Origin of the sequence: Marinobacter daepoensis DSM 16072 (assembly GCF_000421165.1) — a bacterium.
GTDB lineage: Bacteria > Pseudomonadota > Gammaproteobacteria > Pseudomonadales > Oleiphilaceae > Marinobacter > Marinobacter daepoensis.
The window spans coordinates 123407-146341 of sequence record NZ_ATWI01000011.1; the positions used below are offsets into that span (position 1 = coordinate 123407).

21 protein-coding genes are annotated in these 22935 nt (G+C 58.6%); 9 read left to right on the forward strand and 12 right to left on the reverse strand.

Annotation, left to right across the window (positions count from 1 at the left end; translation table 11 throughout):
* Window positions 1–35 precede the first annotated feature (35 nt).
* Window positions 36–242 carry a cold-shock protein gene (locus K325_RS0112490; RefSeq protein ID WP_008172950.1) on the forward strand — a complete coding sequence of 69 codons (207 nt, stop codon included), beginning with the start codon at window positions 36–38 and terminating at the stop codon, window positions 240–242.
* A gap of 61 nt (window positions 243–303) precedes the next feature.
* On the opposite strand, the gene K325_RS0112495 is transcribed toward K325_RS0112490, so the two are convergent.
* Window positions 304–1107: a dienelactone hydrolase family protein gene (locus K325_RS0112495; RefSeq protein ID WP_029654608.1), complete on the reverse strand. Its 804-nt coding sequence runs from the start codon at window positions 1105–1107 to the stop codon at window positions 304–306.
* Between the two features lie 257 nt (window positions 1108–1364).
* Here K325_RS0112495 and K325_RS0112500 point away from each other — a divergent pair, with 257 nt between their 5' ends.
* Together K325_RS0112500 and K325_RS0112505 are read left to right on the forward strand one after the other, a co-directional pair.
* Window positions 1365–1976 carry a Yip1 family protein gene (locus K325_RS0112500; RefSeq protein WP_029654609.1) on the forward strand — a complete coding sequence of 204 codons (612 nt, stop codon included), beginning with the start codon at window positions 1365–1367 and terminating at the stop codon, window positions 1974–1976.
* A 219-nt stretch (window positions 1977–2195) separates the two neighbouring features.
* The gene (locus K325_RS0112505) at window positions 2196–4919 is read left to right on the forward strand and encodes a cation-translocating P-type ATPase (RefSeq protein WP_036193525.1); all 2724 of its coding nucleotides are present in this window, start codon (window positions 2196–2198) and stop codon (window positions 4917–4919) included.
* Here K325_RS0112505 and K325_RS0112510 read toward each other — a convergent pair.
* Window positions 4900–7320, reverse strand: coding sequence for a phosphoketolase family protein (locus K325_RS0112510; protein ID WP_029654611.1), 2421 nt, complete (start codon window positions 7318–7320; stop codon window positions 4900–4902). The genes K325_RS0112505 and K325_RS0112510 overlap by 20 nt on opposite strands.
* Window positions 7321–7498: 178 nt before the next feature.
* On the opposite strand from K325_RS0112510, the gene K325_RS0112515 reads away from it, so the two are divergent.
* Window positions 7499–7789: a type VI secretion system PAAR protein gene (locus tag K325_RS0112515; protein ID WP_029654612.1), complete on the forward strand. Its 291-nt coding sequence runs from the start codon at window positions 7499–7501 to the stop codon at window positions 7787–7789.
* On the opposite strand, the gene K325_RS0112520 is transcribed toward K325_RS0112515, so the two are convergent.
* Window positions 7786–10314: an EAL domain-containing protein gene (locus K325_RS0112520; protein ID WP_228128450.1), complete on the reverse strand. Its 2529-nt coding sequence runs from the start codon at window positions 10312–10314 to the stop codon at window positions 7786–7788. The genes K325_RS0112515 and K325_RS0112520 overlap by 4 nt on opposite strands.
* Before the next feature lie 303 nt (window positions 10315–10617).
* Here K325_RS0112520 and pbpG point away from each other — a divergent pair, with 303 nt between their 5' ends.
* Entirely contained in the window at window positions 10618–11538 is a 921-nt protein-coding gene (pbpG, locus tag K325_RS0112525; protein ID WP_029654614.1) for a D-alanyl-D-alanine endopeptidase, read from the forward strand.
* 16 nt (window positions 11539–11554) lie between these two features.
* Window positions 11555–12034, forward strand: coding sequence for an asparaginase domain-containing protein (locus K325_RS0112530; RefSeq protein WP_029654615.1), 480 nt, complete (start codon window positions 11555–11557; stop codon window positions 12032–12034).
* 11 nt (window positions 12035–12045) lie between these two features.
* Here K325_RS0112530 and K325_RS0112535 read toward each other — a convergent pair whose 3' ends face one another.
* From K325_RS0112535 to K325_RS0112550, 4 genes are all read right to left on the reverse strand, one after another.
* Complete coding sequence (locus K325_RS0112535) at window positions 12046–12747, reverse strand: pseudouridine synthase (RefSeq protein WP_029654616.1); 702 nt, start codon at window positions 12745–12747, stop codon at window positions 12046–12048.
* Window positions 12747–13775: a metal-dependent hydrolase gene (locus tag K325_RS0112540; RefSeq protein ID WP_029654617.1), complete on the reverse strand. Its 1029-nt coding sequence runs from the start codon at window positions 13773–13775 to the stop codon at window positions 12747–12749. Before K325_RS0112540 ends, K325_RS0112535 begins: the two co-directional genes overlap by 1 nt.
* Window positions 13776–13885: 110 nt before the next feature.
* The gene (locus K325_RS0112545; protein WP_029654618.1) at window positions 13886–14623 is read right to left on the reverse strand and encodes a THxN family PEP-CTERM protein; all 738 of its coding nucleotides are present in this window, start codon (window positions 14621–14623) and stop codon (window positions 13886–13888) included.
* Window positions 14624–14774: 151 nt separating this feature from the next.
* A complete protein-coding gene (locus tag K325_RS0112550; protein ID WP_029654619.1) occupies window positions 14775–16010 on the reverse strand; it encodes a lytic murein transglycosylase in 1236 nt (411 codons plus the stop codon).
* Between the two features lie 220 nt (window positions 16011–16230).
* Between K325_RS0112550 and K325_RS0112555 the strand changes: the two genes are divergently transcribed.
* Window positions 16231–17058, forward strand: a complete 828-nt coding sequence (locus K325_RS0112555; RefSeq protein ID WP_029654620.1) for a response regulator — start codon at window positions 16231–16233, stop codon at window positions 17056–17058.
* On the opposite strand, the gene phoR is transcribed toward K325_RS0112555, so the two are convergent.
* The 5 genes from phoR to K325_RS0112580 form a co-directional block, all read right to left on the reverse strand.
* Entirely contained in the window at window positions 17055–18392 is a 1338-nt protein-coding gene (phoR, locus tag K325_RS0112560; RefSeq protein WP_029654621.1) for a phosphate regulon sensor histidine kinase PhoR, read from the reverse strand. The genes K325_RS0112555 and phoR overlap by 4 nt on opposite strands.
* 68 nt (window positions 18393–18460) lie before the next feature.
* Window positions 18461–19153, reverse strand: a complete 693-nt coding sequence (gene phoB, locus K325_RS0112565) for a phosphate regulon transcriptional regulator PhoB (RefSeq protein ID WP_029654622.1) — start codon at window positions 19151–19153, stop codon at window positions 18461–18463.
* A gap of 120 nt (window positions 19154–19273) precedes the next feature.
* Complete coding sequence (gene ubiA, locus K325_RS0112570) at window positions 19274–20158, reverse strand: 4-hydroxybenzoate octaprenyltransferase (RefSeq protein ID WP_029654623.1); 885 nt, start codon at window positions 20156–20158, stop codon at window positions 19274–19276.
* A 66-nt stretch (window positions 20159–20224) separates the two neighbouring features.
* Window positions 20225–20791, reverse strand: a complete 567-nt coding sequence (locus K325_RS0112575; protein ID WP_029654624.1) for a chorismate--pyruvate lyase family protein — start codon at window positions 20789–20791, stop codon at window positions 20225–20227.
* Window positions 20772–21329 carry a hypoxanthine-guanine phosphoribosyltransferase gene (locus K325_RS0112580; protein ID WP_029654625.1) on the reverse strand — a complete coding sequence of 186 codons (558 nt, stop codon included), beginning with the start codon at window positions 21327–21329 and terminating at the stop codon, window positions 20772–20774. The genes K325_RS0112575 and K325_RS0112580 overlap by 20 nt, the downstream gene beginning before the upstream one ends.
* Before the next feature lie 247 nt (window positions 21330–21576).
* Between K325_RS0112580 and K325_RS0112585 the strand changes: the two genes are divergently transcribed.
* Both K325_RS0112585 and K325_RS0112590 read left to right on the forward strand, forming a co-directional pair.
* A complete protein-coding gene (locus K325_RS0112585) occupies window positions 21577–21744 on the forward strand; it encodes a rubredoxin (protein WP_029654626.1) in 168 nt (55 codons plus the stop codon).
* A 15-nt stretch (window positions 21745–21759) separates the two neighbouring features.
* Window positions 21760–22917, forward strand: coding sequence for an NAD(P)/FAD-dependent oxidoreductase (locus K325_RS0112590; protein ID WP_029654627.1), 1158 nt, complete (start codon window positions 21760–21762; stop codon window positions 22915–22917).
* Window positions 22918–22935: the final 18 nt, after the last annotated feature.

A 22935-nucleotide genomic window follows, 5' to 3' on the forward strand; every position in this document is an offset into this window, starting at 1 on the left:
AGCAGATAATATGATTGATTTCAGGAAGTTTAAGTATGTCTACTACTACCGGTACTGTTAAGTTCTTCAACGAAGCAAAAGGCTTTGGCTTTATCACTCGTGAAGGCGGCCCGGACGTATTCGTTCACTACAGCGCCATTCAGGGCTCTGGATTCAAAACCCTGGCCGAAGGTCAGCAGGTTGAGTTCACCGTAACTCAGGGCCAGAAAGGTCCTCAGGCGGAGAACGTTGTTGCTCTGTAATCCTTTCCGGATTCAGCAATAACCGAAAAAAGGCAGCCAAGGCTGCCTTTTTTGTTGCCGTTTATTCCCCGAATATCTCCTCATAGAAGCGCAGGGTGCCTTGCCAGGAGCGCCGTGCAGCGTCCTCATTGTAGGCAATCGGCATACCGAATTTCTCTGCGACCGCATCAGCGCCAGGGTTGGTAAAGGAGTGTTTAGCCTCCGGGAAGCTGACCAGTGTCAGGTCTACGCCCGCGTTCTGCATTTCCCGAACCAGGCCGGCAACCTGCTCGGAGGGCACCATGGCATCGTCCCCTCCAGTATAGACCTGAACCCTTGGCTTCACTTTACCGGCTTCGGCCTGAAGAGGGCTGCCCAGCGGGCCGTGGTAGCTGACCACTCCATTCAGCTCCACACCCATTCTTGCCATATTCAGGACCACCGCTCCACCAAAACAGTAGCCTTGAGCAGCAATGCGCCCGGGGTCCACGCTGTCATGGTTTTGCAGGAGTTCCCGGGCTTTCATGAAGCGGGCTTTCACCTGTTCCATATCTCGGGTCGCCTCCTGCATGAAGGCCTGAGCGGAGTCCGGGTGGTTGGCCTGTTTTCCGGAACCATACATGTCCAGGGCAAAGGCTGTGTAGCCGGATGCCGCCAGCTTTTCGGCCTGCTCCCGGGCAAATTCATTGTGGCCCCACCATTCATGAACGACGAGAATGCCGGGGCGCTGGGTGTCGGATTCGTCGTCCCAGGCGAGGTAACCGGTAAAGCGTTCACCATTAACAGTGTATTTAACGGTTTCAGTCTGCATCTCTGCGAGAGCCTGTGTGCCTGAAAAGATAAAAGCCATGAGCGCTATGGGGGCTGCTGTTCTGAATCTGATCATCGTTCCGTCTCCTTTTGAAAACTGTGTTCCATCCATTGTTGGTTAGGCGGCAGCCTGCTCGATAACGCCTGAGGTATGGCTGGCCGGGTTCAGAACAAAACGGTCTTATAGGGCGACGTTGATAAATAAAGAGAATCAAAGCCGCCTTTTCCGGATCTGATTCTTGACTATAGTTAAGAACAGGAACGGTTTTAAGTCCGAAGTAATTCGGGCGCCGTATCCACCCATACCAACAACAGCAATAAAGGGGGTGGTCTATGCTTCTGTCCCATGCGTTTGGCCTCTTCACCCACCCGGAAGATGAGTGGGTATCCATAAGGAAAGAACACGAACATCCTACCCGTTTGTATGTGGCCTATGTGGTGATTCTGGCGGCGATCGCGCCAATCTGTGCCTACATCTCAACGGCTCACCTCGGTTGGACGGTCGGTAGTGAACGGCTGATTAAACTCACGGAGATCAGCGCTCTTCAGATGAGTGTCCTGACCTACATCGCCATGCTTGTTGGGGTCTTTGCCCTCGGTTATGCCATTAACTGGATGGCACGGACCTATGGAGCCAAAGAAGAACATGTTCCCTCAAACGGCATTGCTCTGGCGGCGTACTCCTGCACTCCATTGTTCCTGGCCGGTTTTGCGTTGCTCTATCCTGTGCCCTGGTTCAATGCTGTGGTGTTTCTGGTGGCGGCCTGTTACGGCGCCTGGTTGATGTACGATGGCTTGCCTATCGTCATGGGCATTGAGAAGGAGCGTGCGGTCATGTACGGCGGCGCTCTTTTGACGGTGGCGTTGGTGATTCTGGTTTCGACACGAGTGGGGTCCGTCATTCTCTGGAACCTGGGGCTTGGGCCAGTATTTGTCAGTGGATGACGTGAGCCTTTGATGGCACAAAATGAAACGGGAGCTCAGGCTCCCGTTTTTTGTCAGTGCTGAGGGCTGATGCCGGATTTCCATTGTTGTTGTCCCGATGCTGCGACAGGGACGTTGTCTGGCCGTTGGGTTACAACCGCTGACGGCTTGATCTGGCGCATTGGCAATCTCTCCGGACTTCTGTGTAGTTTGCAAAGATTTCAGGCAGGGAGCAGGGATATGTCGGAGCCGGATTCCAGTCAGGCAGGAGTTGAACCTGGGCCATCGGAGGCCTGGCATGCCATAACGGCAGAGGGGGCAAGGGCGCGGTTGCGGGCACCAGAACCGCTGACCGCCCAAGAGGCCTGTATCCGGCTCGAGCATTCGGGTGCGAACCAGTTGCCGGAAGGCCGAACCTCCGGAGCAATGGCGCGCCTGGGGCGCCAGCTCCGAAATTTCCTGATTTATGTGCTAATGGCTGCGGCCGTCATTACCGGTGCTCTGGGCCACTGGGTGGACGCGGGTGTCATCCTTGCCGTGGTGGTTGTCCAGACGCTGGTGGGGTTCATTCAGGAAGGTCGGGCGGAGCAGGCATTGTCGGCCATTCGCCACATGCTCGCGCCCCGGGCCAGAATTGTCCGGGCGGATGGGCAGCACCAGGTGGATGCCAGAGAGCTGGTGCCAGGTGACACCGTGCTTCTGGAAGCAGGTGACCGGGTGCCTGCGGATATTCGTCTGGAAAAAGCCAATAATCTGAAAGTGGATGAAGCCATTCTCACGGGAGAATCTGAGGCGGTGGACAAATCGTCAGGCCCCGTGGAGGAAGACTCGGTTCTGGGCGATCAGAGCAGCATGGCCTTTTCTGGAACAATGGTGGCGACCGGCACGGCGACAGGGGTTGTGGTACGAACGGGGAGCCACACTGAGATTGGTCGGATCTCCGGGCTGCTGGCGGATACCACCACCCTGCAAACCCCCTTGTTGGTGCAAATGGATCGATTTGCCCGAATCCTTTCGTTGATTGTCATCGCCACCGGGGTGGTGATCTTCTTTGGCGGCCTCGCTTTCAGTGGCCTGGAATTCAGGGCTTTGTTCATGGCCGTGGTGGGCCTGACGGTGGCAGCGATCCCTGAAGGGTTGCCGGCGATCCTCACCATCACGCTGGCCATTGGTGTGCGGCAAATGGCGCGGCGTAAGGCGGTGGTTCGTCGAATGCCGGTGATTGAGACGCTGGGTGCAGTCTCGGTGATCTGCTCTGACAAGACTGGCACGCTCACCCGGAACGAGATGATGGTGACTGCGGTGATGTCAGGTAGCGAGCGCTATGAGGTGACCGGTGAAGGTTATCAGCCGGACGGCCGAGTTTGTCAGCAGGGCCACCCGGTTGTTGGCGAGGGTGCTCTGATTGAACTCGCCAGGGCTGCAGTTCTGTGTAACGACGCCAGTGTTGGGAGCGGAGAGGGGGCGCCGGTGATCCATGGTGACCCCATGGAAGCAGCGCTCAAGGTCTTTGCCGGGAAGGTGTCATTCGACGTGGTGAGAGGCTTGTCGGCCTGGCCGCGTCTGGATGAAATACCCTTTGATACCAATCTTCGGTTCATGGCGACCTTGCACCACGACCATCACGGTCATGAGGTTGTTTATCTTAAAGGTGCGCCTGAACGTGTTCTGGACATGTGCACCCGGGAATTAGCCTCGGATGGGGTGCCTACTCCGTTGCAAAGGGGGCGATGGGAAAAAACGGTGAGTGACATGGCCTCAGAAGGGCTTCGGGTGCTTGCCCTTGCCCGTCGGACGGGGGTCGGAGGCCCGAGGGAACTGGTGGTTGAGACGCTGGAAGGTGGTCTGGAATTGCTGGGGGTGGTTGGATTGCTCGATCCTCCCCGGCAGGAAGCGATTGAGGCTATTGCGGAATGCCATGGAGCCGGTATCCGGGTCAAGATGATTACGGGCGACCATGCGCTGACGGCGGGTGCTATTGCCCGCAAGCTGGGGCTGCGTAACACCGACCGGGTACTGACGGGCAAGGAGCTGGATGCGCTGAGCGAAGACCAGCTCCGGGCGCTGGCCGGTGAGGTGGATGTGTTCGCCCGAACCAGCCCGGAACACAAGCTCCGGCTGGTCAAGGCGCTTCAGGCTTTGCACGGGGTTGTGGCCATGACCGGAGATGGTGTTAACGACGCGCCTGCCCTGAAGCGGGCCGATGTCGGTATTGCCATGGGCGTGAAGGGCTCTGAGGCGGCCAGACAGGCCTCGTCGGTGGTTCTGCTGGATGACAACTTTGCCAGCATTGCCGCTGCCGTGAGGGAAGGGCGCATCGTTTACGCCAATCTGAGAAAGGGCATTGCCTTCATGTTGCCGATTAACGGCGGCGAATCGGTCAGTCTTATAACCGCCTTGCTGCTGGGACTGACGCTACCGATCTCTGCGCTACAGATTCTCTGGGTCAATATGGTCAGTTCTGTGGTGCTGGCCATGACGCTGGCGTTTGAGCCGCCAGAACCGGGCGTGATGTGTCAGCCTCCGAGACCGAAGGATGAGCCCTTGTTGCAGGGATTTGTCATCTGGCGAGTGGTTTTTGTTTCGTTGCTGTTCCTGGCGGGCATTTTTGCGGCCTGGTTTTGGGTGATGGCCGGGCATCAGGACCCTGTTCTGGCCAGCACACTGGCGGTGAACACGCTGGTGGCTATGGAAATGTTTTATCTGTTTGCGGTTCGTTATCTCGACAGCACGTCGATCACGTTGCGCGGCGTGCTGGGCACGCCGGTTGTTTTGATTGCCGTTGCGGTGGTCGTGGGGGTGCAGTTGCTGTTCACCTACCTTCCCTGGTTCCAGCGGACCTTTTCGACCGCCGGCCTCAGCCTGGAACAATTGGCGTTCCCGGTGATGGCCGGGGTCCTCGTACTGGTTGTGCTGGAAGTGGAAACGGCCATTCGAAAATGGGTCAGGGCAGCCCGCGGGTAATCACTGCGGGGTCTCCCCGGCCCTCCACGGCCGCCAGTTCGGCGCTCGACAGCCACTCCCCGGGGGGTTTGTCGAGAACTTCGGCGCAGGCCGCCAGGGCATGGCCCCAGGAGCATCGGTTAGCGAACAGCATGCCGGCTTCGTTCAGCGTGCCGCCCCGGTTGATGTAACCCAGCACCCGGGAGTGAGCGGCCTGGGGGAACAAGGTATGCAGGTGCCCCCGGAACACCTCCGGACGCATGTGCGTGAGTGCTACCCGGTGGTGCATCCGGTGCGGGAACAGGCGTTCGCATTCAAACTCGGTCAGACAGGCCGCGGCCTCCATCGGGTCCCGGGGTTGCCGGAAGCGTCCGGGCTCTTGCAGATAGACCAGACGGAATGGGGTACCGGTGTCCCGAAGGCGCTCACAGGCCCGGATGGCCTCGGAGAGCTGGTAAGCGCCATTTGCAATCAGCAGCAGGGGCTCTTCGCCGGCCGACGTGTCTTCATCCACCACGATGGCGCCGTGGCGAGCCAGCGCCTCAGCTTCGTTTCCATTGAACACGCAGGGGCGTTCTCTCTTTGGCACGACCAGGCAACTGAGCCGGCCACGTTCCTGATAGACCGATGGCAGAACCGCGAGCGTGCTGTTGTAGTCCGCTGGAAACAGGACTCTGGAGACATCACTCATTTCGCCGAGCAGGGCCTCGCAGAAGGTAGTGTCCTGATGGGACTGCTCATTTTTGCCATTTTCCCAGGTATGCGATGTGGCGATCACCGGAAATCCGAGCCACTGAGGTGGGCGCCCCACTTCTTTCTGATGTCGGGCGAAGATCAGTTCCTGACGAACGGCGCCAAGCATTTTTACGCAGAAAGCTTCGTAGCTTGCGACCAGATTCAGGCCAGCCTTGTTGGCCAGACAAGCTGACACCACGGCTTCCTCGTTGAGGGCCGTGATAATCTTGCCATGTACCGATTCGGTCTCATTTTCCGGGTCGTTGGCGCGGTGTTTAAGGGCGTTGAGCACCCCCTTGAGGCGGTTACTCGCAAGTTCGTCCGGATTGCCGACCCGTGGTCTGAGTTCCGGGTTGTCAGCCACCAGTGTCTTGAAAAACTCATCAACCGCCGTCATTGGAGACGTCCGGTTCTGGTTCCAGGGGAGCACGGGAATGGCGGGCGCAGGCGGGCAGCGCAGGGCCAGAGGGTGATCACGCTCCAACGGGCGATCCTGCAAGGCGTGTTCGTTCAGCTCCGAAACGGCCAGTTGCAGCTCCTGAGGTTTGACCCAGAGAGGCGCTGCGTGTTCGTTGAAAAGGTCGCGGGAACGGGCGTCCAGTCTGGGGTTGCCCGGCAGCGGCAGGTTGTGGGCCGCATTTTCTCCGGCGCCATAGAATCCGAAGCCTTTCGTGGTTTCGGCAATGCCATAGGGAACCCTGACGGGATAGCCTGTTTCCCGGGCCTTTGCCGCGTCACCTCGGGCAGCGAGGGCCTGTTCCATATCAAACAGTGCGCAGACAAACGCTGCTGGATCCCGGCCGTCGAAACGGACGGGGTCAAAGCCCCGGTGATGCAGGTGCTCCTCAAACCGCTCAAGACCCTCACGGGTTCCCAGTTCGGTTCGCTGTTCAATGCGCCGGCCATTGGCAATCATGACCGGCAGGACCAGTCCGCAGTCTTCGGCTCGCCACCATCGGGGAATCCAGTCGCTGCCCCGTTGCTCTTCGGCGGCACCGTCCGAGAGGAAAGCCACCAGAGATTCCCCGGGCAGAGGCATGTGCGCGTACTGGAGCTCGGCAAACCCCAGATAGCCCCCTTCCAGAATGCCGCCGGCGGTATGGGGGTTTACATGGCTGCCCAGCGGAGCGGCCATGGTTCCGTCCGGTTTCTGTCGGTAGCTGTAGAAATCCGTGGCCAGGCGGGATAGTCCCTCCGGCGCAAGGTAACGTGAGCGCTGTTCCGGATGGAGGTTGCCGGTGAGCACGTTCAGAGCGTCGACGGCTGCCACGCAGTGGCCCTGTCCCATCAGCCAGCTTCGGGTCTGCCCGGTGAGGTTGTTCAGAGCAAGGTAGGCGGCATAGGCAGGGACCATATTCAGGGCGCCACCGGTATGACCTTCGGGCGAGGCTTTGAAGTCCTGAGCTGTCAGGGGGGCTCCGGCAATGTCCACCCGGTTACAGTAAGTCATATGGACCACCAGCCAGAGGCCTGCGCTGGTGAGCCGGTCCAGCGCGATCAGCTTGCGATACACCGTGTCTTCATCTGGTTGCAGGCCGGCTTCCACCAGCTTTCGGGCCAGCGTGCGGACGTCGTTGGCGGTCGTTTCTGAATGCCTGATGATGCCATAGCCCTGCTGCCAGCACTCAAAGGCGGAGCTGGGGGTGGCCCTATGGGGGGCCGGGGCTTGTTCGATGGGCGATGACATAACGGCCTCCATGGCTGAGTAAGTGCGAAAGAAGTGTAAAACGGACCGGGCCAGGGGCGCTTGATGCAGGTCAGTCGTCTCTGCATCTTTTTCCGAAGGCGGTCTGGTCCCGGGCTTGGGTCGTTCCTGTTTTCGGTATAGGATGGGGGCCTGGAACTGAGTTGAAAGGATTCAAATCATGAGTAAAGCGATTGTATTGTTGGGAGACCTGGGTACGGATCACGAGGGCTTTCCGCCGACACCGGTGATTGCCGGCTCTCCCGATGTGCTGGTGGATGGCAAACCGGTTGCCCGGGTGGGTGATCCTCTGAATCCCCATTCAAAACCCAAGCATCCTCCGCATCCCCGGGCCGTGGCTGCAGGATCTGGTACAGTAATGATCAATGGTAAGCCGGCTGCGGTGACTGGCAGCGCCGTGACGTGTGGTGGTGTTACGATTGGCAGTGGCTCGGTCGTTATTGGCCGTTAATGGTTGCGCAGCCTGAGGTTGAAGGGGCGCCCCCAGTAATAGCCCTGGCCGTGTAGCCCGGGAAACTGATGAAGCCATAGAGCAATGGCTTCATCTTCCACTCCCTCCACCACCACGTCGAGATCGAGGGAGGTTCCCAACTCCATGGCCGCAATCATAATTTTCTGACGTGCCGGGTAATCTAGTACGCCCTCCAGGAAACTCCGGTCGATTTTCAGTTCATCCAGTTCAAACTGAGCCAAGGCGCCGAGTGAGGAGTGCCCGGAGCCAAAGTCGTCAAGGGCAATCCGGAACCCCATGGTACTCAGGGTATGAAGGGTGGCGCGGGCTGTTTCCGGATCGCTCATCATCGCCGTTTCGGTGATCTCGAGCGTGATGTTCGCCGGCTCCAGCTTGTGACGACGGACAATTGCGCCGGCTTCTTCATGAAACAGGCTGTGGGCCAGATCTTTGGCGGAAACATTCACCGCAATACTCAGGTCCTGACCGTGTTTCGCCCGCAATGGATGGCTGTCCCGGCAGGCACGATCCAAAACCCAGAGCGTTACCGTATGGATGATGCCGAATTCCTCGGCCAGCGGGATCCACTGATCGGGCGCGACCCGCCCAAATTCTGGATGGCGCCAGCGGATCAGGGCCTCGAATGAGACCGTCCGGCCGTCACGGATATTGACCTTGGGCTGATACTCCAGCCACATATCTCCGGATTTCAGTGCCTCCTCCACGTCCAGCATCAGCAGTTGCTGTCGGTATTGCCACTCGGCAATGGCCGGATCGTAAACCACCAGAGGCGTGGAGTCATCGCGTGAGGCGAATCCGGCGCTGGCCAGTACGCTGGCCGGATCTGTGCCATGCTCTGGTGCATGGGCAACGCCGATAGACGCCGCCCAGGAGAACGAAAGTCGTCCTTCACGGAAGTTCTCAGACAACCACTGGCTAATGGTCTTAAGCCTGTTCTGTTCAAAGGTGTCATCCGGATGCCTCAGCAGGGCAAAGGCGTGGTTCACCGTATCCAGCGTTGCCACACCGTTACCATTGATGGTGACCAGTTGGTCGCCGAAAGCCTGGATGAGGTAGCGGTTGAGTTGTGTGAGGTAGTGTTTAAGGAGGTCCTCGGCGATCCGATAACCCAGGGCCTGCTCCAGTTCATTGAATCGGGCCAGACGGATCATGCACAGGGTATAAGGTGTCCGTTCGCAGTCCAGCGCGCCAAGGGCTTCCTCAAGCATCGGGCGGTTGGGTTTTCCGGTTACCCGGTGTGTTCTCAGCAGGCGGTCGTAGTCACGTTCAATACGGGTACGTAGTTTCTGTTCTTCCTGGGCCCGGATATCCGAACTGAGTCGTTTCTTGCGCTCTTCGAGAAGCAGCTTGCCGACGCCACTGGTCAGGATCAGGGAGCCGGTGGCCGCCCCAAGAAAAAATGCCGAGTCGGTCAGGGTATTTACAGGCAGCCACCCGATGGTACGAAGCGATGTGATCATCGCACCAACCAGGATCGAAAGGACTGACAGAGCGTAGTACCGGGCGTAGATGTGGCTTTTCAGTTGGCACAGGCTCAGGGCGAAGATGTACAGGCCACCGAACGAGCTGGTAACCAGAAATCCGTGCTGGCCGAGCAGGATGGAGCCCATTGGCGCGGCCAGCAGGTGCAAACCGGCCAGCAGACTGAACGCCCTGAGAATCCGCGCCTCGGTGCGACCGACCTGCAAGAAATGAGGTGTAAATTCGGACAGGGCAATCAGGCACAGAGGAAGGCTGATGTTCAGCAGCGTGTTGAGTTCCGGAACTCGGGGCCAGATCAGCCATAGCCCAAGCCCATCCATCACCAGCTGGCTGTAGATCACGCTGATCATCAGCACGCTTAACCAGGCCAGTCCTGGCCGGCGCAGTTTCACCACGATGCTGAGGTTCAGCAGCAGGGCAAACGCCAGCGATCCGGCGACAAACGCTCTCCAGGCAGTGCTGGCAGCACCATGACTGAGCGTTTTTTCACTGTCCGACAGGGTGATTGGAAGTACCACGGGCCCGTGGTTCCGGATCTCTATCAGCAGCGTACTAGTGCCCGGTGGCAAGGTGACCGGCCACACCCATTGGGGTAGTGCCAGGTAGCGGTGATCGAACGGGTATCGGTCTCCCATTATGGGCAGGCGAACAATCTCGCCGTTTGGATGGATCAGGGCGGGTTCAACGTGGTCGAGGTAGGGGGCCGGGACAATTATATGGCGATGAACGGCCTTCGGGGAGTCGTTCTCCACCGTCAACCGGAACGTCGCTGGCTGATAGGGGTAGCCGATTCCGGAATAGTCTCTGTCGGTTTCGGTCCAGCCGTCTGATCGCCAGAGCTTTTCTTCAAGTACTTTGTCCAGGGGGTGGGTCAGGTAATCGATCTGCTCGGAAAGGCGAGTAGGCGGCAGAGAGAGATTCGTGTCGACAACCGGTGTGCCGGTAGGTTTTGGAGGCGTTTGCCAGAAGGAGTTGGCCAGGCCGTAGCCGATGGCTGCGAACAGGACCAGGAAAGGGAGCAAATGGTGGAACCTGGCGGGTATTCTGCCCGGACTTGGGGCCCTGTCTGGGGTTTGGCCGAGCGACGGAGAGTCCATCCTGATCGCATCCTGAAACTGGAGAACGGCGTCGTTACAATCTGATTACAGCGCATTACAATATGTAACGAATTGATTTGAGTGATATTTTATAAGAATTTAAAATTTTTTGCATTTAATGTTTAAAACGCATGATTGAAAATGAGACCTGCGCCCGTAGAGGGTGCGCTGGTATAGTTTCACGGTATTTTGTTCCACTCCGATAAAGCCGACAGGCGGGTTCAGTGCATGCGTTATTCCCTCTTTGTGACCCTTTTGTGTATGACTCTGGGGTTTTCAGGTCAGGTTTTTGCCAGTAAAGATCAACGTCCTGCTCTCGCGTCGGTTCAGGCTGCGGCGGCAGAGGTTGGGGAGAAGGCGTTGCTATTCGGCAAGAATGCTGACCGGGCGGTTCCGATTGCGTCGATCACCAAGCTGATGACGGCCTTAGTGGTGACCGAGTCCGGGCAGGATATGAATGAATGGCTGACCTTTGAAGAGCGGCATGTGGAAGCGGCCGCCAATGCCTGGAGCCGGATTCGGGTAGGGTCGCAGTTGCGTCGCCGGGATGTTCTGCGGATTGCGCTGATGTCGTCGGAGAATTTTGCGGCTTACACGCTGGCGCGGGCGCACCCCGGAGGTTTTGAGGCCTTTGTTGAAGCCATGAATGCCAAAGCGAAAGCGTTGGGCATGGCGCAAACACATTTCGTAGACCCTACCGGATTGTCGGTCCGGAACACCTCTTCTGCGGCGGATCTGGTGCGACTGGTTCGCGCTGCCCTCAAACACCCGGGCATCGGGGAGGCCTCCACCACCGGTTACTATCGGGCGGAGTTCCGGAAACCCCGATACAGTCTGTCTTTTGGCAATACCAATACGCTGGTTCATCGGAACAGCTGGGGCGTAAGCCTGAGCAAAACCGGATATCTGACAGAAGCGGGCCGGTGTCTGGTAATGGTGTCGGAAATGCACGGCAAGCCGGTGATTACGGTGTTGCTGGACTCTTTGGGCACGCGTTCTCCGATGGGCGATGCTGGTCGAATCAAGCGGTGGCTGGTAACCGGTAAGGCGGAGTCCATCGCCCCGGCGGCGAAGCGCTATGAACAGGAAAAAAATGCCTCCCTGATGGCTGCAGATCCGGCGCAGGCCCGTCAGGCCCATACCCAGTAAAGGAGCTGGCAAGAACATGATTGAGATTCTCACCACGGGAGGGACCATTGATAAGGTCTACTTCGATGCCAACAGCGCATTTGAAATCGGCGACAGCCTGTTACCGGAGTTGCTGAGCGAGTCGAACATTCACGAGGGATACAAAATCCGCCCTCTGATGCGGAAGGACAGTCTGGAGCTGACGGACCCGGACCGGCAGTCTATCGTGGCAGCTGTGAAGGACTCGGATTGCCCGCGCATCCTGATTACGCATGGAACGGACACTATGGCTCTGACCGCTCAGGCCTTGAAGCCCGTGACGGGCCGCACGGTTGTTCTCACCGGTGCAATGCAGCCGGCACGAATGAGGCGCACCGATGCGATTTTCAACGTCGGATTTGCCTGGGCTGCGGTTTCATTGTTGCCGGCGGGCGTCTACATTGCCATGAATGGTGAGGTGTTCGAGGCCGGTTCGGTCCGAAAAAATCTCCAGGCTCAGAGGTTTGAGCGCACGTAGCGGCCTTCGGGTCAGCCCCCGTTTGTCACGGAGCGGATTTCTTCCTGTGTGAGTGCCCGGAATTCACCGGGTGACAGGTGGGGGTCCAGAGCGATCTCGCCAATGCGGACGCGGTGCAGGGCGTCAACGTGATTGCCAACGGCGGCCAGCATGCGTTTAACCTGATGATAGCGGCCTTCACTGATGGTCAGTTCAAGAGTGTCAGCATCGCACAGGCTCGCCGTCGCCGGTCGGGTCGGAGAATTCTCTCCTTTGAGCAGCACCCCCTGTTCCAGGGCCTGGCGGGCAGATTCAGGCAGAGTCTCTGCCAACGTGACCCGGTAGGTTTTGGGGCAGTGACGGCGAGGAGACGTGACCCTGTGAGACCACTGGCCATCGCTGGTCAGCAGGAGCAGGCCCGTGGTGTCTTTGTCCAGCCGCCCGGCAATATGGACCCGGCTGGCCAGGTGGCCGGGCAGCAGGTCGATGGCCGTCGGCTGACTGCTGTCGGTGGTTGCGCTCAGAACGCCGGCGGGTTTGTGCATCATCAGATAGAGTTCGCCGGGCATCAGTACCGGCTGGCCGTCCAGTCCGACAGACGGGGTTTCCTCCAGATGTCGGTTGGACTGCCGGCAGATTTCGCCGTCCACCGTTACCCGCCCTGCCAATATGGCCTTCTTGGCATCCTTGCGGGAAAGCCCGGTGCTGCTGGCAAGGTATTGATCCAGCCGCATCAGCACCTGCTCCCTTGGGTGGGGGCCGCCAGTGTTGCGAGGCAAAGAACGGGCATCTCGCCGGTCATCCGGCTCCACAGAACGGGTAAGATAGCCTGGTCCAGTGAGGGGCGGGGCAGGCGGTTGCTGGCCAGTGGTAGTAAGTCGTTTCCGGTGTTTTCTGCCAGTGCAAACGTGAATGGGTGAACACCGGGGATCCCGAGGCGGATATCCGTCGCCGTGATCTGATGGCCATGCCTTTCATAGTGGAGAAAGCCCCTGGTAAACCACTCCAGTCTCTGAACGTCAGGCAGGCCGGCGACGAGGCTTGCCAGTTGTGGGTTGCGGGGGAACGCCTCAAGCACCAGTTCGTCCTGCTTATCCAGAAAACCCGTTACGATTTCTACCCGGCGATCCGGGCTCAGAGCGGTTACACGCCACAAAATGGTATTGAACGGCATGGGCTGGACCATCACCGGGGCTTCTGCCAGGCCCGCCTCAGCCAGCACTGGTTTTACCCGTGCGGTAATAGCCTGTTGTGCCGCGACAGACCATCCCAGATAAAGCGTTGAAAGCAGCAGCCCGCCCAGGAGCGCCTTAGACGCGGGTGGCCGAAACAGAAACGCGAGGCAGCCGGCGAGTAGCGGTAAGGTGTAGAGTGGGTCGATGATGAAAATGCTATGAATGGCTACCGGTTCGCCGAGCGGCCAGAACAGCTGAGTGCCGTACGTGGTGAAACTGTCCAGAAGGGGGTGAGTGATCAATATCAGTGCAACCAGCGCTAACCATCTCTGGTAGGAAAGCTGTGGCTTCCAGCGCCAGAGACACCAGGCGATCAGCAGGGATAGCGGTGCCAGGATAAAGAGGGAATGACTGAACCCGCGGTGCTGAGTGAAATTAGCGACCGCACTGCCATAGTCGATGACCACGTCAAGGTCTGGCAGGGTGCCTAGCAGGGCGCCTGTCAGCAGTGCCGAACGGCCTAGTGTTTTGCCGGCAATGGCTCCGGCGATGGAGGCGCCGAGGGCTGCCTGGGTGATGGAGTCCATAGAGTCCCGAATTATCCTGTGACTGATCGATGCCAGTATTATGCGCGGATTCGGGGCTCAGATCACGGGATTGCCGGCAGCGGTGACGCTGCCGGCAACGGGGCCGGTACTCAGGCCTTGCGGCGACGGGTTACGCCCAGACCAGCAAGTCCAAGACCAAGCAGGGCAAGGGTGCCCGGCTCAGGAACAGAGCGAACGTTCAGTCTGGCCAGCAGATCGACCGAAGTCGCTGTGCCTTCCTCGGTCTCCAGCTCATTCAGGCCATTGGCAAAGCCGAGCAGTGACAGGGAATAGATGTTGGAGCCAAACCGGAACTCTGAGCTCTCGATCATGTTGTCCAGAATGACCACGTCGTTCACGTCCTTCTCGACGTCCCAGCAGAACATCAGCCAGCATTCCTGGCCAACGTTCGGCGTTTCATTGTGCAGGAAGTCGAACGTGTAGGGGCCGGTTACCTGGCCATTGCTGGCATTTGTCGAGAACGTTGCGAACACGTCCAGGCTTACGCCGGTGATGCTATCGCCAGTAACCTTGTTGTTGAAATGTGTAAAAGTTCCCAACACAAACGAGTCGTCAGAGGTAATGGTCTGGGGCAGACTGCCTGGCCCCTGGAAGCCATAGCCGCTCTGAGGACCTTCGTTACAGGTCTGCCACCACAGGCCGCCTGAACAGGTTTCCTCGCCAGTTCCCCAGCGCACGGTGTCGGTGCCGACACCCTGTACATTACTGCCATTGCTGGGTGTACCCCAGGCACCAGAAACGGACTCCAGGTTTACTGGAAATGCCATTGCGGTTGATGCAAGCCCCAACGCAACGGTTGCAACGATTCCCTTCATTAACTTACGCATTGTCTACACCTTACTACTCGCGGTTCATGGATTGTTCGTATGCTCGAACGTTGAGCGCATATGTAGCTAAATGCGTGCCAGTATTTTTGTTTCTTTAAATACAGTAAGTTAGAAAGAGTCCTCTGGCTAAGTGTAAAGAAAGTGGACGCTTTCAGGTGCCGGTATAAACACCGAGTGCGCCCAGCACCTGTTCTGAGGGGAAGCCATCCGCGACCAGTCCTTCCGCTTTCTGGTACGCCCGGATGGCTTTTCGGGTATTGGAGCCGAGGATGCCATCGGGTTTGCCACTCGGGTAGCCTTTGTCGTTCAGGGTCTGCTGGAGCTCAAGCACCTGCTTTCTGGACAGGGCGGGCTGGGTTTCGGGAGGCGGGCTCTGCAGCGTCCCGGCACCCGCGATGCGGTCTGCCAGGTGGCCGACCGCGATGGCATAGAACTCGGAGCGGTTCCACCCCATAATTACCCGGAAGTTACTGTACGCCAGGAACGCGGGGCCTTCATGGCCACTGGGCACAATCAAAGCCGCGTTCACCGGTTCGTTTGCCAGCTGATGACCGAACGCGTCGGTAATCCCCAGAGCGCGCCATTCGGAGAGGGGGAGACGCCGGCCATCGGCCAGGCTGAAATCGAAGTTATCCGGAAGCAGGACTTCGCGGCCCCAGCGATAGTCGCCGTCCCAACCCATAGATTGCAAAAAACGGCCAGCGGACATCATGGCGTCCGGCAGGCTGTTCCACAGGTCCCGGCGGCCGTCCCCGTCACCGTCGACTGCGTGCTTGAGGAACACCGTGGGCATGAACTGCACATGACCCATGGCTCCGGCCCAGGAGCCCTCCATCTGTTCAGCGGGGATAGCCCCTTCGTCAATAATCCGAAGAGCGGCAATCAGTTGTTCGGTAAAGAAACGGCTTCGCCGGGCATCGCAGGCCAGGGTGGTCAGGGCGCTGGGCACCTGCATTTTTCCGAAATAACTGCCGTAATTGGTTTCCAGCCCCCAGAAAGCCGCCAGGTAGGGCGCTGGCACGCCGGTTTCAGCGGTCACGCGGTTTAGCAGGTCGTGGTGCTGCTCCAGCATTTCCCGGCCCTTGCTGACCCGGGCGTCGTTAACTCGACGATTGAGGTAATCGGCAAAGGTGGTTGTGAATTCTGGCTGTCGGCGGTCCAGCTCAATCACGCGGTCCAGGTGCTCCACATCGGCCATGACGGACGCCACGGTGGCTTGGCTGACGCCGGCGGCGACGGCCTTCTCTCCGAGGTTCAGTTTGCACTGCTCGAACTCAGCGGCAGTCGGAACCGGCGTGGACTCGGCTTTAGCCGCCAGCGACAGAGTTGACAGTGACATAGCGGCAAGGACGCACCGAAGGGTGGTCCGGGTGATCAGATTAGGCACGGGAATCCTCGTAAGACATTCGTTAGGACACAGTCTGCCATGTTAGCGCGTTTTGCGTGACGGAAAATACCGTCAGAGCCTACAGTGCGGGCCGATTGTCAGGGTTTTTTGTCAGTTGGTGCCGGGCAATGAGTTTGTCGTCTTTTTGTAGTGGGCTGCACCCGGGATAATCCGGATGTTCTATAGTGGGTGGGTAAGCGACATCGGGAGCAAAGGTGGTATGGCAATACTGAAGGCGCTGGTTGTTGATGATGCCAGCTTTGTGCGTGATCTGGTGAAGCGGACGGTGCGCCAGCGCTTTCCTGTGATTGAGACAACAGACGCACCGAATGGGCGGAGAGCCCAGGCGCTGATGTCCAGGAGTAACTTTGATCTGGTGCTGTGCGACTGGGAAATGCCGGAGATGTCGGGGCTGGAGTTGTTGCAGTGGATGCGACAACAGCCGCAGTATCAGAAAGTGCCGTTCATCATGATCACCAGCCGGGGCGACAAGGATCATGTGATTGAAGCCGTTAAGGAAGGGGTTTCAGAGTACCTGGGCAAGCCTTTCAGCCCCGAAGGATTAAGCAAGAAAATCATAAAGGTGATGGGGCGTCGTCTGAAGGAGTCGATGGATCGCAGCGGGGCATCGCTGGACAGCCCGGCGGATGCCTTCAGGGAATCCGCCGCTCTGCTCACTCAGAAACGGGCGGCCCCTCCGGCTGGTGCGGAGCGGGCCGGGTCGCGTGGCACGATGAGTCTTGCCTCGGTTCGATTTTCTGACAGTACCCTGAAGTCGGTGGTGAAGGATATCAATCTGACCGAAGTTCGGGTGATTGCCAGACGGGATCAGCAATTTCCGGGTATTCTGGATCAGGCCGTGGTGGATATTGAGGTTGGCGACGGTCAGGTGGCGCGCCTGAATGGTTACGTCCATCAGTTGCAGGCCGTTGATAAACGCCAGGATACCGATTTTGTCAGTGTCACCATCCGCTTTGTGGATGAGGATCCGAAGAAGCTGGAAGATCTGTCCCGGTTTGTGGCGACGTTCCGGGCCGCTCACCGTTAGTGTGAGTGATCCGGAACGTTCTGATTGTTGTCGGGTGCCCGTTCAACCAGGCGCTCCCGGGGAAAGTGGCAGATGAACTCACTGCCCTCGCCGACTTTGCTCCGGATTTCCAGGTTACCGTCGTGATTGATCAGAACGTGCTTGACGATGGCCAGTCCCAGCCCGGTGCCGCCGGTGTCCTTATGACGGCTGGGGTCGGCGCGATAGAAGCGCTCGGTCAGTCTTGGTATGTGGATGGGGTCCAATCCGATACCGGTGTCTTTAACCAGCAGGTGGGCGCCGTCGCGATTGGTGCTCCAGACCACGGTGATGTCACCACCGGCCGGCGTGTATTTCACGGCATTGAAGATCAGGTTTGAGAACGCGCTTCTCAACTGACTTTCATCTCCCCGCAGCAAGCGGTGATCGCTGATACTGAGCGTAATCTGGTGGTTCTTGTCTCCGCTGAGTGCCTGGGCATCATGGCTGATCTGGTTCAGCAAGGCCTCGACATCCGTCAGAGTGTCATCGACGGTGTGTTCACCGGTTTCGATTCTGGAGAGCAGAATCAGATCGGTAATCAGGGCTTCCATTCTCGATGCCTGGACCGCCATGGTTGTGACGGCCCGACGCCACTTAGGTGGCAGCTCTTCACCATGGTCAACGAGCGTTTCAAGGTAGCCGCTGATGACGGTCAGGGGCGTTCGCATTTCATGGGAGACGTTGCCCACGAAATCCCGGCGCATCTGCTCCAGTTGATACAGGCGGGTCACGTCTTTGGCGACAATCAGGCGGTCCTCATCACCAAAGAGGCTGATCTGGATTTGCAGGTGAATATGGGGCTTGGCGGGCGAATTGAGTTCCAGTGGTTCCCGGTAGTCTCTGGCATCAAAGTAGGCTTTGAAGGCCGGATGACGGATCAGGTTATGGATGTACTGGCCCTGGTCGGTGCTGCGACGGAAACCCAGCAGATGTTCGGCAGAGCCATTCCACCACTCCATCGCCCCGCGGGCGTCGGTCATGATGACGCCGTCTCGCATGGCGTTGGTGGATTCCTGGACCCGATTGATGCGTGCCCGTAGCCGGTCCTGTGTCAGCAGGTGATTCTGGTGCAGCTTGTGAAGGTTGTCGAAGATGTCGCCCCACATTCCGATGCTCTGTGGTGCCTCATCGGTGGCGCTGGGGTTGCCCAGCCATTGGTAGAGGCGTCGCGACTGGATCAGCGTCCACCAGAGGTAAGCGATGAGGCCGACCAGCAGACCATAGGTCGGCTGGCCAAAATACAGGCCCACTAATGTGGTTCCGGCAAGCCCGGCGATGATCAGTCTCAGATAACGGGACCAGTTATGTTGCATCCACTACTGCCTTATTGTGTTTCCGGCGCTGATGCTGGGATCGCCGGGCTTGCCGTTTCAGGCCGGGATCAGGCGGCCCGGGTGGAAAAACGATAGCCCGTTCCGCGCACCGTCTGGATCAGGTGATCATAGTCGTCGCCGAGTGCCTTGCGCAGCCGGCGGATGTGAACGTCCACGGTGCGTTCTTCAACATACACATTGCCACCCCAGACCTGATCCAGCAGTTGGGAGCGAGTATAGACCCTCTCCTGATGGGTCATAAAGAACTGAAGTAGACGGTACTCCGTAGGGCCCATGCTGATGGCACCGTCGGAGGTGGTAACCCGGTGTCCGACCGGATCGAGAGTCAGGCCATCAACTTCGATCGGACTGTCGACACCCGGCGGTGTGGCGCGGCGAAGTACCGCTTTCAGCCGGGCTACAAGCTCCCTTGGGCTGAAGGGTTTGGTGATGTAGTCATCCGCACCGACTTCCAGACCCTGAATCTTGTTGTCCTCTTCAACTTTTGCGGTCAGCATGATGATCGGGATGTCTGAGGTGGCTTCCTCTTTTTTGAGGCGCCTCGCCAGTTCCACTCCGCTGGTGCCCGGTAGCATCCAGTCCAGCAGGATCAGGTCCGGTTGCTTGTCGACGATCAGGGCATGGGCTTCCCGGGCGTCAGCCGCCTCAAGGTAGTTGTAGTCTGCCATTTCAAGCGCCACGGCAATCATCTCGCGGATGGGCGCCTCGTCATCGACAATCAGGACAGTTTTTCCACTCATATGCATCAACCTGTATCAGACTTTGGGAGTTCTCTGATCAGAGTTTTGTACACACTCCCTTATAATGTTGCCGGGTCATTACAGCGTGTCTTTGTTACAAGTATATGACAGGAGCCGGGGTCAGACGGCAAGATCCAGTGCCAGCCCGAGAAACACGGCAAAGCCGGCCCAGTTATTACCCAAAAAGGCTTTAAAGCAGCCCTCCCGCGAACGCTCCCGGGCCAGAAACTGATGGTAGGCGAACAGGGCGGCCATGGTAGTGATACCCATATAGTAGAGGGCGCCCAGGTCTGCCTGCAGACCCACCATGACCAGGATCAGGAGGACCAGAACCTGGAGAACGCCAATAATGGCCCGGTCCGCATCGCCGAACAGAATCGCCGTGGATTTGATGCCCACGGCCAGATCATCATCGCGATCAACCATGGCATAAAAGGTGTCGTAAGCGACGGTCCAGAGCACGTTGGCGGTGAACAGCAGCCAGGTGAGCTGGTTGAGCTGGCCGGACTCTGCTCCCCAGGCCATGGGAATGGCCCAGGAAAAGGCAGCCCCCAGAAACAGCTGCGGCAGATGGGTGTACCGCTTCATGAACGGGTAAATAAAGGCCAGAAAGGCACCCCCGAATGACAAATACAGGGTCAGAGGGTTGGTGAACAAGACCACCATCAGGAACGAAACCAGGCCCAGGCCGGCAAACAGTGCCACGGCTTCCCAGGCGTGGACCCTGCCGGTGGTCAGTGGGCGGTCTTTGGTGCGTTCAACGTGGCGATCCCAGTCGCGGTCGGCAAAATCATTGATGGCGCAGCCGGCTGCCCGCATGAAAAAGACACCCAGGGTGAAAATCAGGATGTTGGTGATCGATGGCATACCTTCTGCGGCGAGCCAGAGAGCCCAGTAGGTGGGCCACAACAAGAGCAGTGTTCCGATCGGGCGGTCGATGCGTAGCAATCTGGCGTAATCGGCCAGCCGGGTCTGCACATGGGTTGGAAGAGCGTTCTGCAGCATAGGGTCTGGTGTCCGCTTGTCGATGCATGAAACCGCTGCCGATTATAGCGATCGGCCGCCGTCGAATTAAACCCGGCCTGCCGCCTGATAGAGGGTTGGCAGGAGATATTCGCCGACCAGCAGGGCACAGGACTGGCGATGGAACAGAGAACGCCGGGCCAGCCGGGGGGCTCTGGACCCTGCTGGTTTGCACAGGCCGGTTTCGAGCGGCCCCCTTTGCCATTCCGGACTGCTGAACAGGTAGGCGCCCAACGGCTTGTTGCCCAGGTTGCGCAAAATGCGGCCATGCCCCCTCAGGCAATCCTGCGGAATGACCGTTCGGGCCAGCACCCAGGGCTGACCGTCACCACATAAACGGACCTCTCGAACCCAGGCCAGTTGCCTCGGCGCCAGCCCCAGGCGATGAGCCTCCTCCGGGTTGGGAGGGGTGAAGCCTTCACGCACGATCTCGACGTGGAACCGCTCGCGGCACTTCTGACGGAGCGCCTGGGTAAAGGAGCTTTCCACCGTTAACCAGTAACGGGCTGGCCCATGAACGTCGGGACAATACAGGCCGGCGGCGGCCAGCGACCGGTACCAGAGCGTTGGGGGGAGGCTCGGCTCAGCCCGGGGCTCACAAACCTTTGACGGCATAGATGCCCGGAGCATTGCGCCAATAGCCTTTGTAGTCCATGCCATATCCAAACAGGAAACGGTCTTCTACCAGCAGGCCGGTAAAGTCCGCCTTAAGGTCGGGGTGTGCCTTACGGTCGTGTTGCTTGTCGACCAGAGCGGCGGTCAGGACCTCTTTGGCGCCATGAGCCAGGCAGTAGTCAGCGATGGCGCACAGTGTGGTGCCTTCGTCCAGAATATCGTCGACGATCAGAATCGTGCGATCCTTCATATCGGCTTCCGGCTGAAGTTTCCACTCCAGGATACCGCCGGTGGTTTCCTGACGATAGCGTGTCGCATGCAGGTACTCGGCCTGTACGGGAAACTTCAGGCGAGGCAGCAACTGGCCGGTCAGGATCAGGCCGCCATTCATGACACAGAACACCAGGGGGTTGCTGTCTTTGAGGCGATCGGTGATGGCGCTGGCCATGGTGTCGATGGCGCAATGCACCTGCTCTTCGGAGACAAGGCAGTCTGCTTCTGCCATGACCTGGTTCATTTCGGCGACGATATCGGTCATAACGATCGGGTCCTGTCTAAAAGCGCGGATTATACCGAAGTGAGGCGGTCGAAGGGAGGGGCCATTGGGAAGGGCAGGTCTGTAATTACTGCTATTGGCAGAAAACCCTTGTGGCTGGTGTCTGTGCTGGCATTGGTCGAAGCCTGTGTGGCGGGTATCATGGCGGAAAATCGGGTGGCTTGATTTTTCTTGATTGCCGTATTGTCTGACAATATTATTCTGAAAACCAAATCAGCGGGGACGTGTTATGAAAAAGTGGCAGTGCGTGGTGTGCGGGCTGATCTATGACGAAGCCGAAGGTTGGCCGGAAGACGGCATTGAGCCCGGCACCCGGTGGGAAGATGTGCCAGAGGATTGGCTCTGTCCGGACTGTGGTGTCGGTAAGGAAGACTTTGAGATGATTGAGATTGGCTGAGGACGGAGTGGAATCATGACCGAGCAGACACCTGTTGTGATCGTTGGCACGGGCTTGTCGGGTTACTCGCTGGTGCGGGAATTTCGCAAGCTGGACAAAGAGACGCCGGTCATCATGGTGACTGCGGATGATGGCATCAGCTATTCCAAGCCCATGTTGTCAACCGGATTTACCAAGGACAAAGACGCTGACGGCCTGGCTCAGGCAAGCCCGGAATCGATGGCGGAGCAATTGGGGGTGGAAATCCGCCCCTGGTCAACCGTAACCGGCATCGATACCGACGCGCACGAACTGGTTCTCGGTGATCGCCGGCTGCGCTATGGCAAGCTGGTACTCGCCTGGGGAGCTGATGTGATTCGCCTGAGCCTGAAAGGCGACGCTCAGGACCGGGTGTTTTCCATCAACGATCTGGTGGATTACCGGGTTTTTCGAAAAGCCCTTGCCGGGGGCCAGCGGGTCGCCATCATGGGGGCCGGACTGATTGGTTGTGAGTTTGCCAACGATCTGCGCAATGGTGGTTACGAGGTGGATGTGATTGCACCGGATGCCGACCTGATGCCCAGCCTGCTGCCGGAAGCGGCGGCGGGAGCGGTTCGGTCAGAGCTTGAGAATCTGGGTGTGCGTTTTCATCTGGGGACGGTGGTTGAGCAGGTCACGCGTCAGGGCGGCGGCGTGGAGCTGGCGCTTGGCAATGGCGAAACGTTGCAGGCGGATCTGGTTGTTTCAGCGGTAGGCCTGCGCCCGCGTACAGAGTTGGCACGCTCGGCGGGTATTGCTGCAAACCGGGGTATTCAGGTGAATCGTGCGCTGGAAACCTCTGCCCCAGATGTCTATGCCCTGGGCGATTGTGCCGAGGTGGATGGACGCGTGTTGCTTTACGTATTGCCGTTGATGGCGTGCGCCCGTGCGTTGGCCAAGACGTTGTCCGGGGTACGCACGGAAGTGGCTTACGGCACGATGCCGGTTATGGTCAAAACCCCCTGCTGTCCGACGGCTGTTTGCCCTCCGCCCCCGGAGGCTGAAGGCGAGTGGCGCACAGAGCAAGATGGCTCAAGTGTGAAGGCACTGTTCGTCAGTCCGGCCGGTGCCACCCTGGGGTTTGCCGTTACAGGTCGTTTTGCCGTAGAAAAGCAGATGCTTGCCCGTGATGTGCCTCCACTCCATCAGAGTTAGGGTTCTGACAGACCACGG

Coding starts and splice junctions, on each gene's coding strand:
- K325_RS0112490 (WP_008172950.1), top strand. CDS start 36: ATGTCTACTACTACCGGTACTGTTAAGTTCTTCAACGAAGCAAAAGGC.
- K325_RS0112495 (WP_029654608.1), bottom strand. CDS start 1,107: ATGATCAGATTCAGAACAGCAGCCCCCATAGCGCTCATGGCTTTTATC.
- K325_RS0112500 (WP_029654609.1), top strand. CDS start 1,365: ATGCTTCTGTCCCATGCGTTTGGCCTCTTCACCCACCCGGAAGATGAG.
- K325_RS0112505 (WP_036193525.1), top strand. CDS start 2,196: ATGTCGGAGCCGGATTCCAGTCAGGCAGGAGTTGAACCTGGGCCATCG.
- K325_RS0112510 (WP_029654611.1), bottom strand. CDS start 7,320: ATGTCATCGCCCATCGAACAAGCCCCGGCCCCCCATAGGGCCACCCCC.
- K325_RS0112515 (WP_029654612.1), top strand. CDS start 7,499: ATGAGTAAAGCGATTGTATTGTTGGGAGACCTGGGTACGGATCACGAG.
- pbpG (WP_029654614.1), top strand. CDS start 10,618: ATGCGTTATTCCCTCTTTGTGACCCTTTTGTGTATGACTCTGGGGTTT.
- K325_RS0112530 (WP_029654615.1), top strand. CDS start 11,555: ATGATTGAGATTCTCACCACGGGAGGGACCATTGATAAGGTCTACTTC.
- K325_RS0112535 (WP_029654616.1), bottom strand. CDS start 12,747: ATGCGGCTGGATCAATACCTTGCCAGCAGCACCGGGCTTTCCCGCAAG.
- K325_RS0112540 (WP_029654617.1), bottom strand. CDS start 13,775: ATGGACTCCATCACCCAGGCAGCCCTCGGCGCCTCCATCGCCGGAGCC.
- K325_RS0112545 (WP_029654618.1), bottom strand. CDS start 14,623: ATGCGTAAGTTAATGAAGGGAATCGTTGCAACCGTTGCGTTGGGGCTT.
- K325_RS0112555 (WP_029654620.1), top strand. CDS start 16,231: ATGGCAATACTGAAGGCGCTGGTTGTTGATGATGCCAGCTTTGTGCGT.
- phoR (WP_029654621.1), bottom strand. CDS start 18,392: ATGCAACATAACTGGTCCCGTTATCTGAGACTGATCATCGCCGGGCTT.
- phoB (WP_029654622.1), bottom strand. CDS start 19,153: ATGAGTGGAAAAACTGTCCTGATTGTCGATGACGAGGCGCCCATCCGC.
- ubiA (WP_029654623.1), bottom strand. CDS start 20,158: ATGCTGCAGAACGCTCTTCCAACCCATGTGCAGACCCGGCTGGCCGAT.
- K325_RS0112575 (WP_029654624.1), bottom strand. CDS start 20,791: ATGCCGTCAAAGGTTTGTGAGCCCCGGGCTGAGCCGAGCCTCCCCCCA.
- K325_RS0112580 (WP_029654625.1), bottom strand. CDS start 21,329: ATGACCGATATCGTCGCCGAAATGAACCAGGTCATGGCAGAAGCAGAC.
- K325_RS0112585 (WP_029654626.1), top strand. CDS start 21,577: ATGAAAAAGTGGCAGTGCGTGGTGTGCGGGCTGATCTATGACGAAGCC.
- K325_RS0112590 (WP_029654627.1), top strand. CDS start 21,760: ATGACCGAGCAGACACCTGTTGTGATCGTTGGCACGGGCTTGTCGGGT.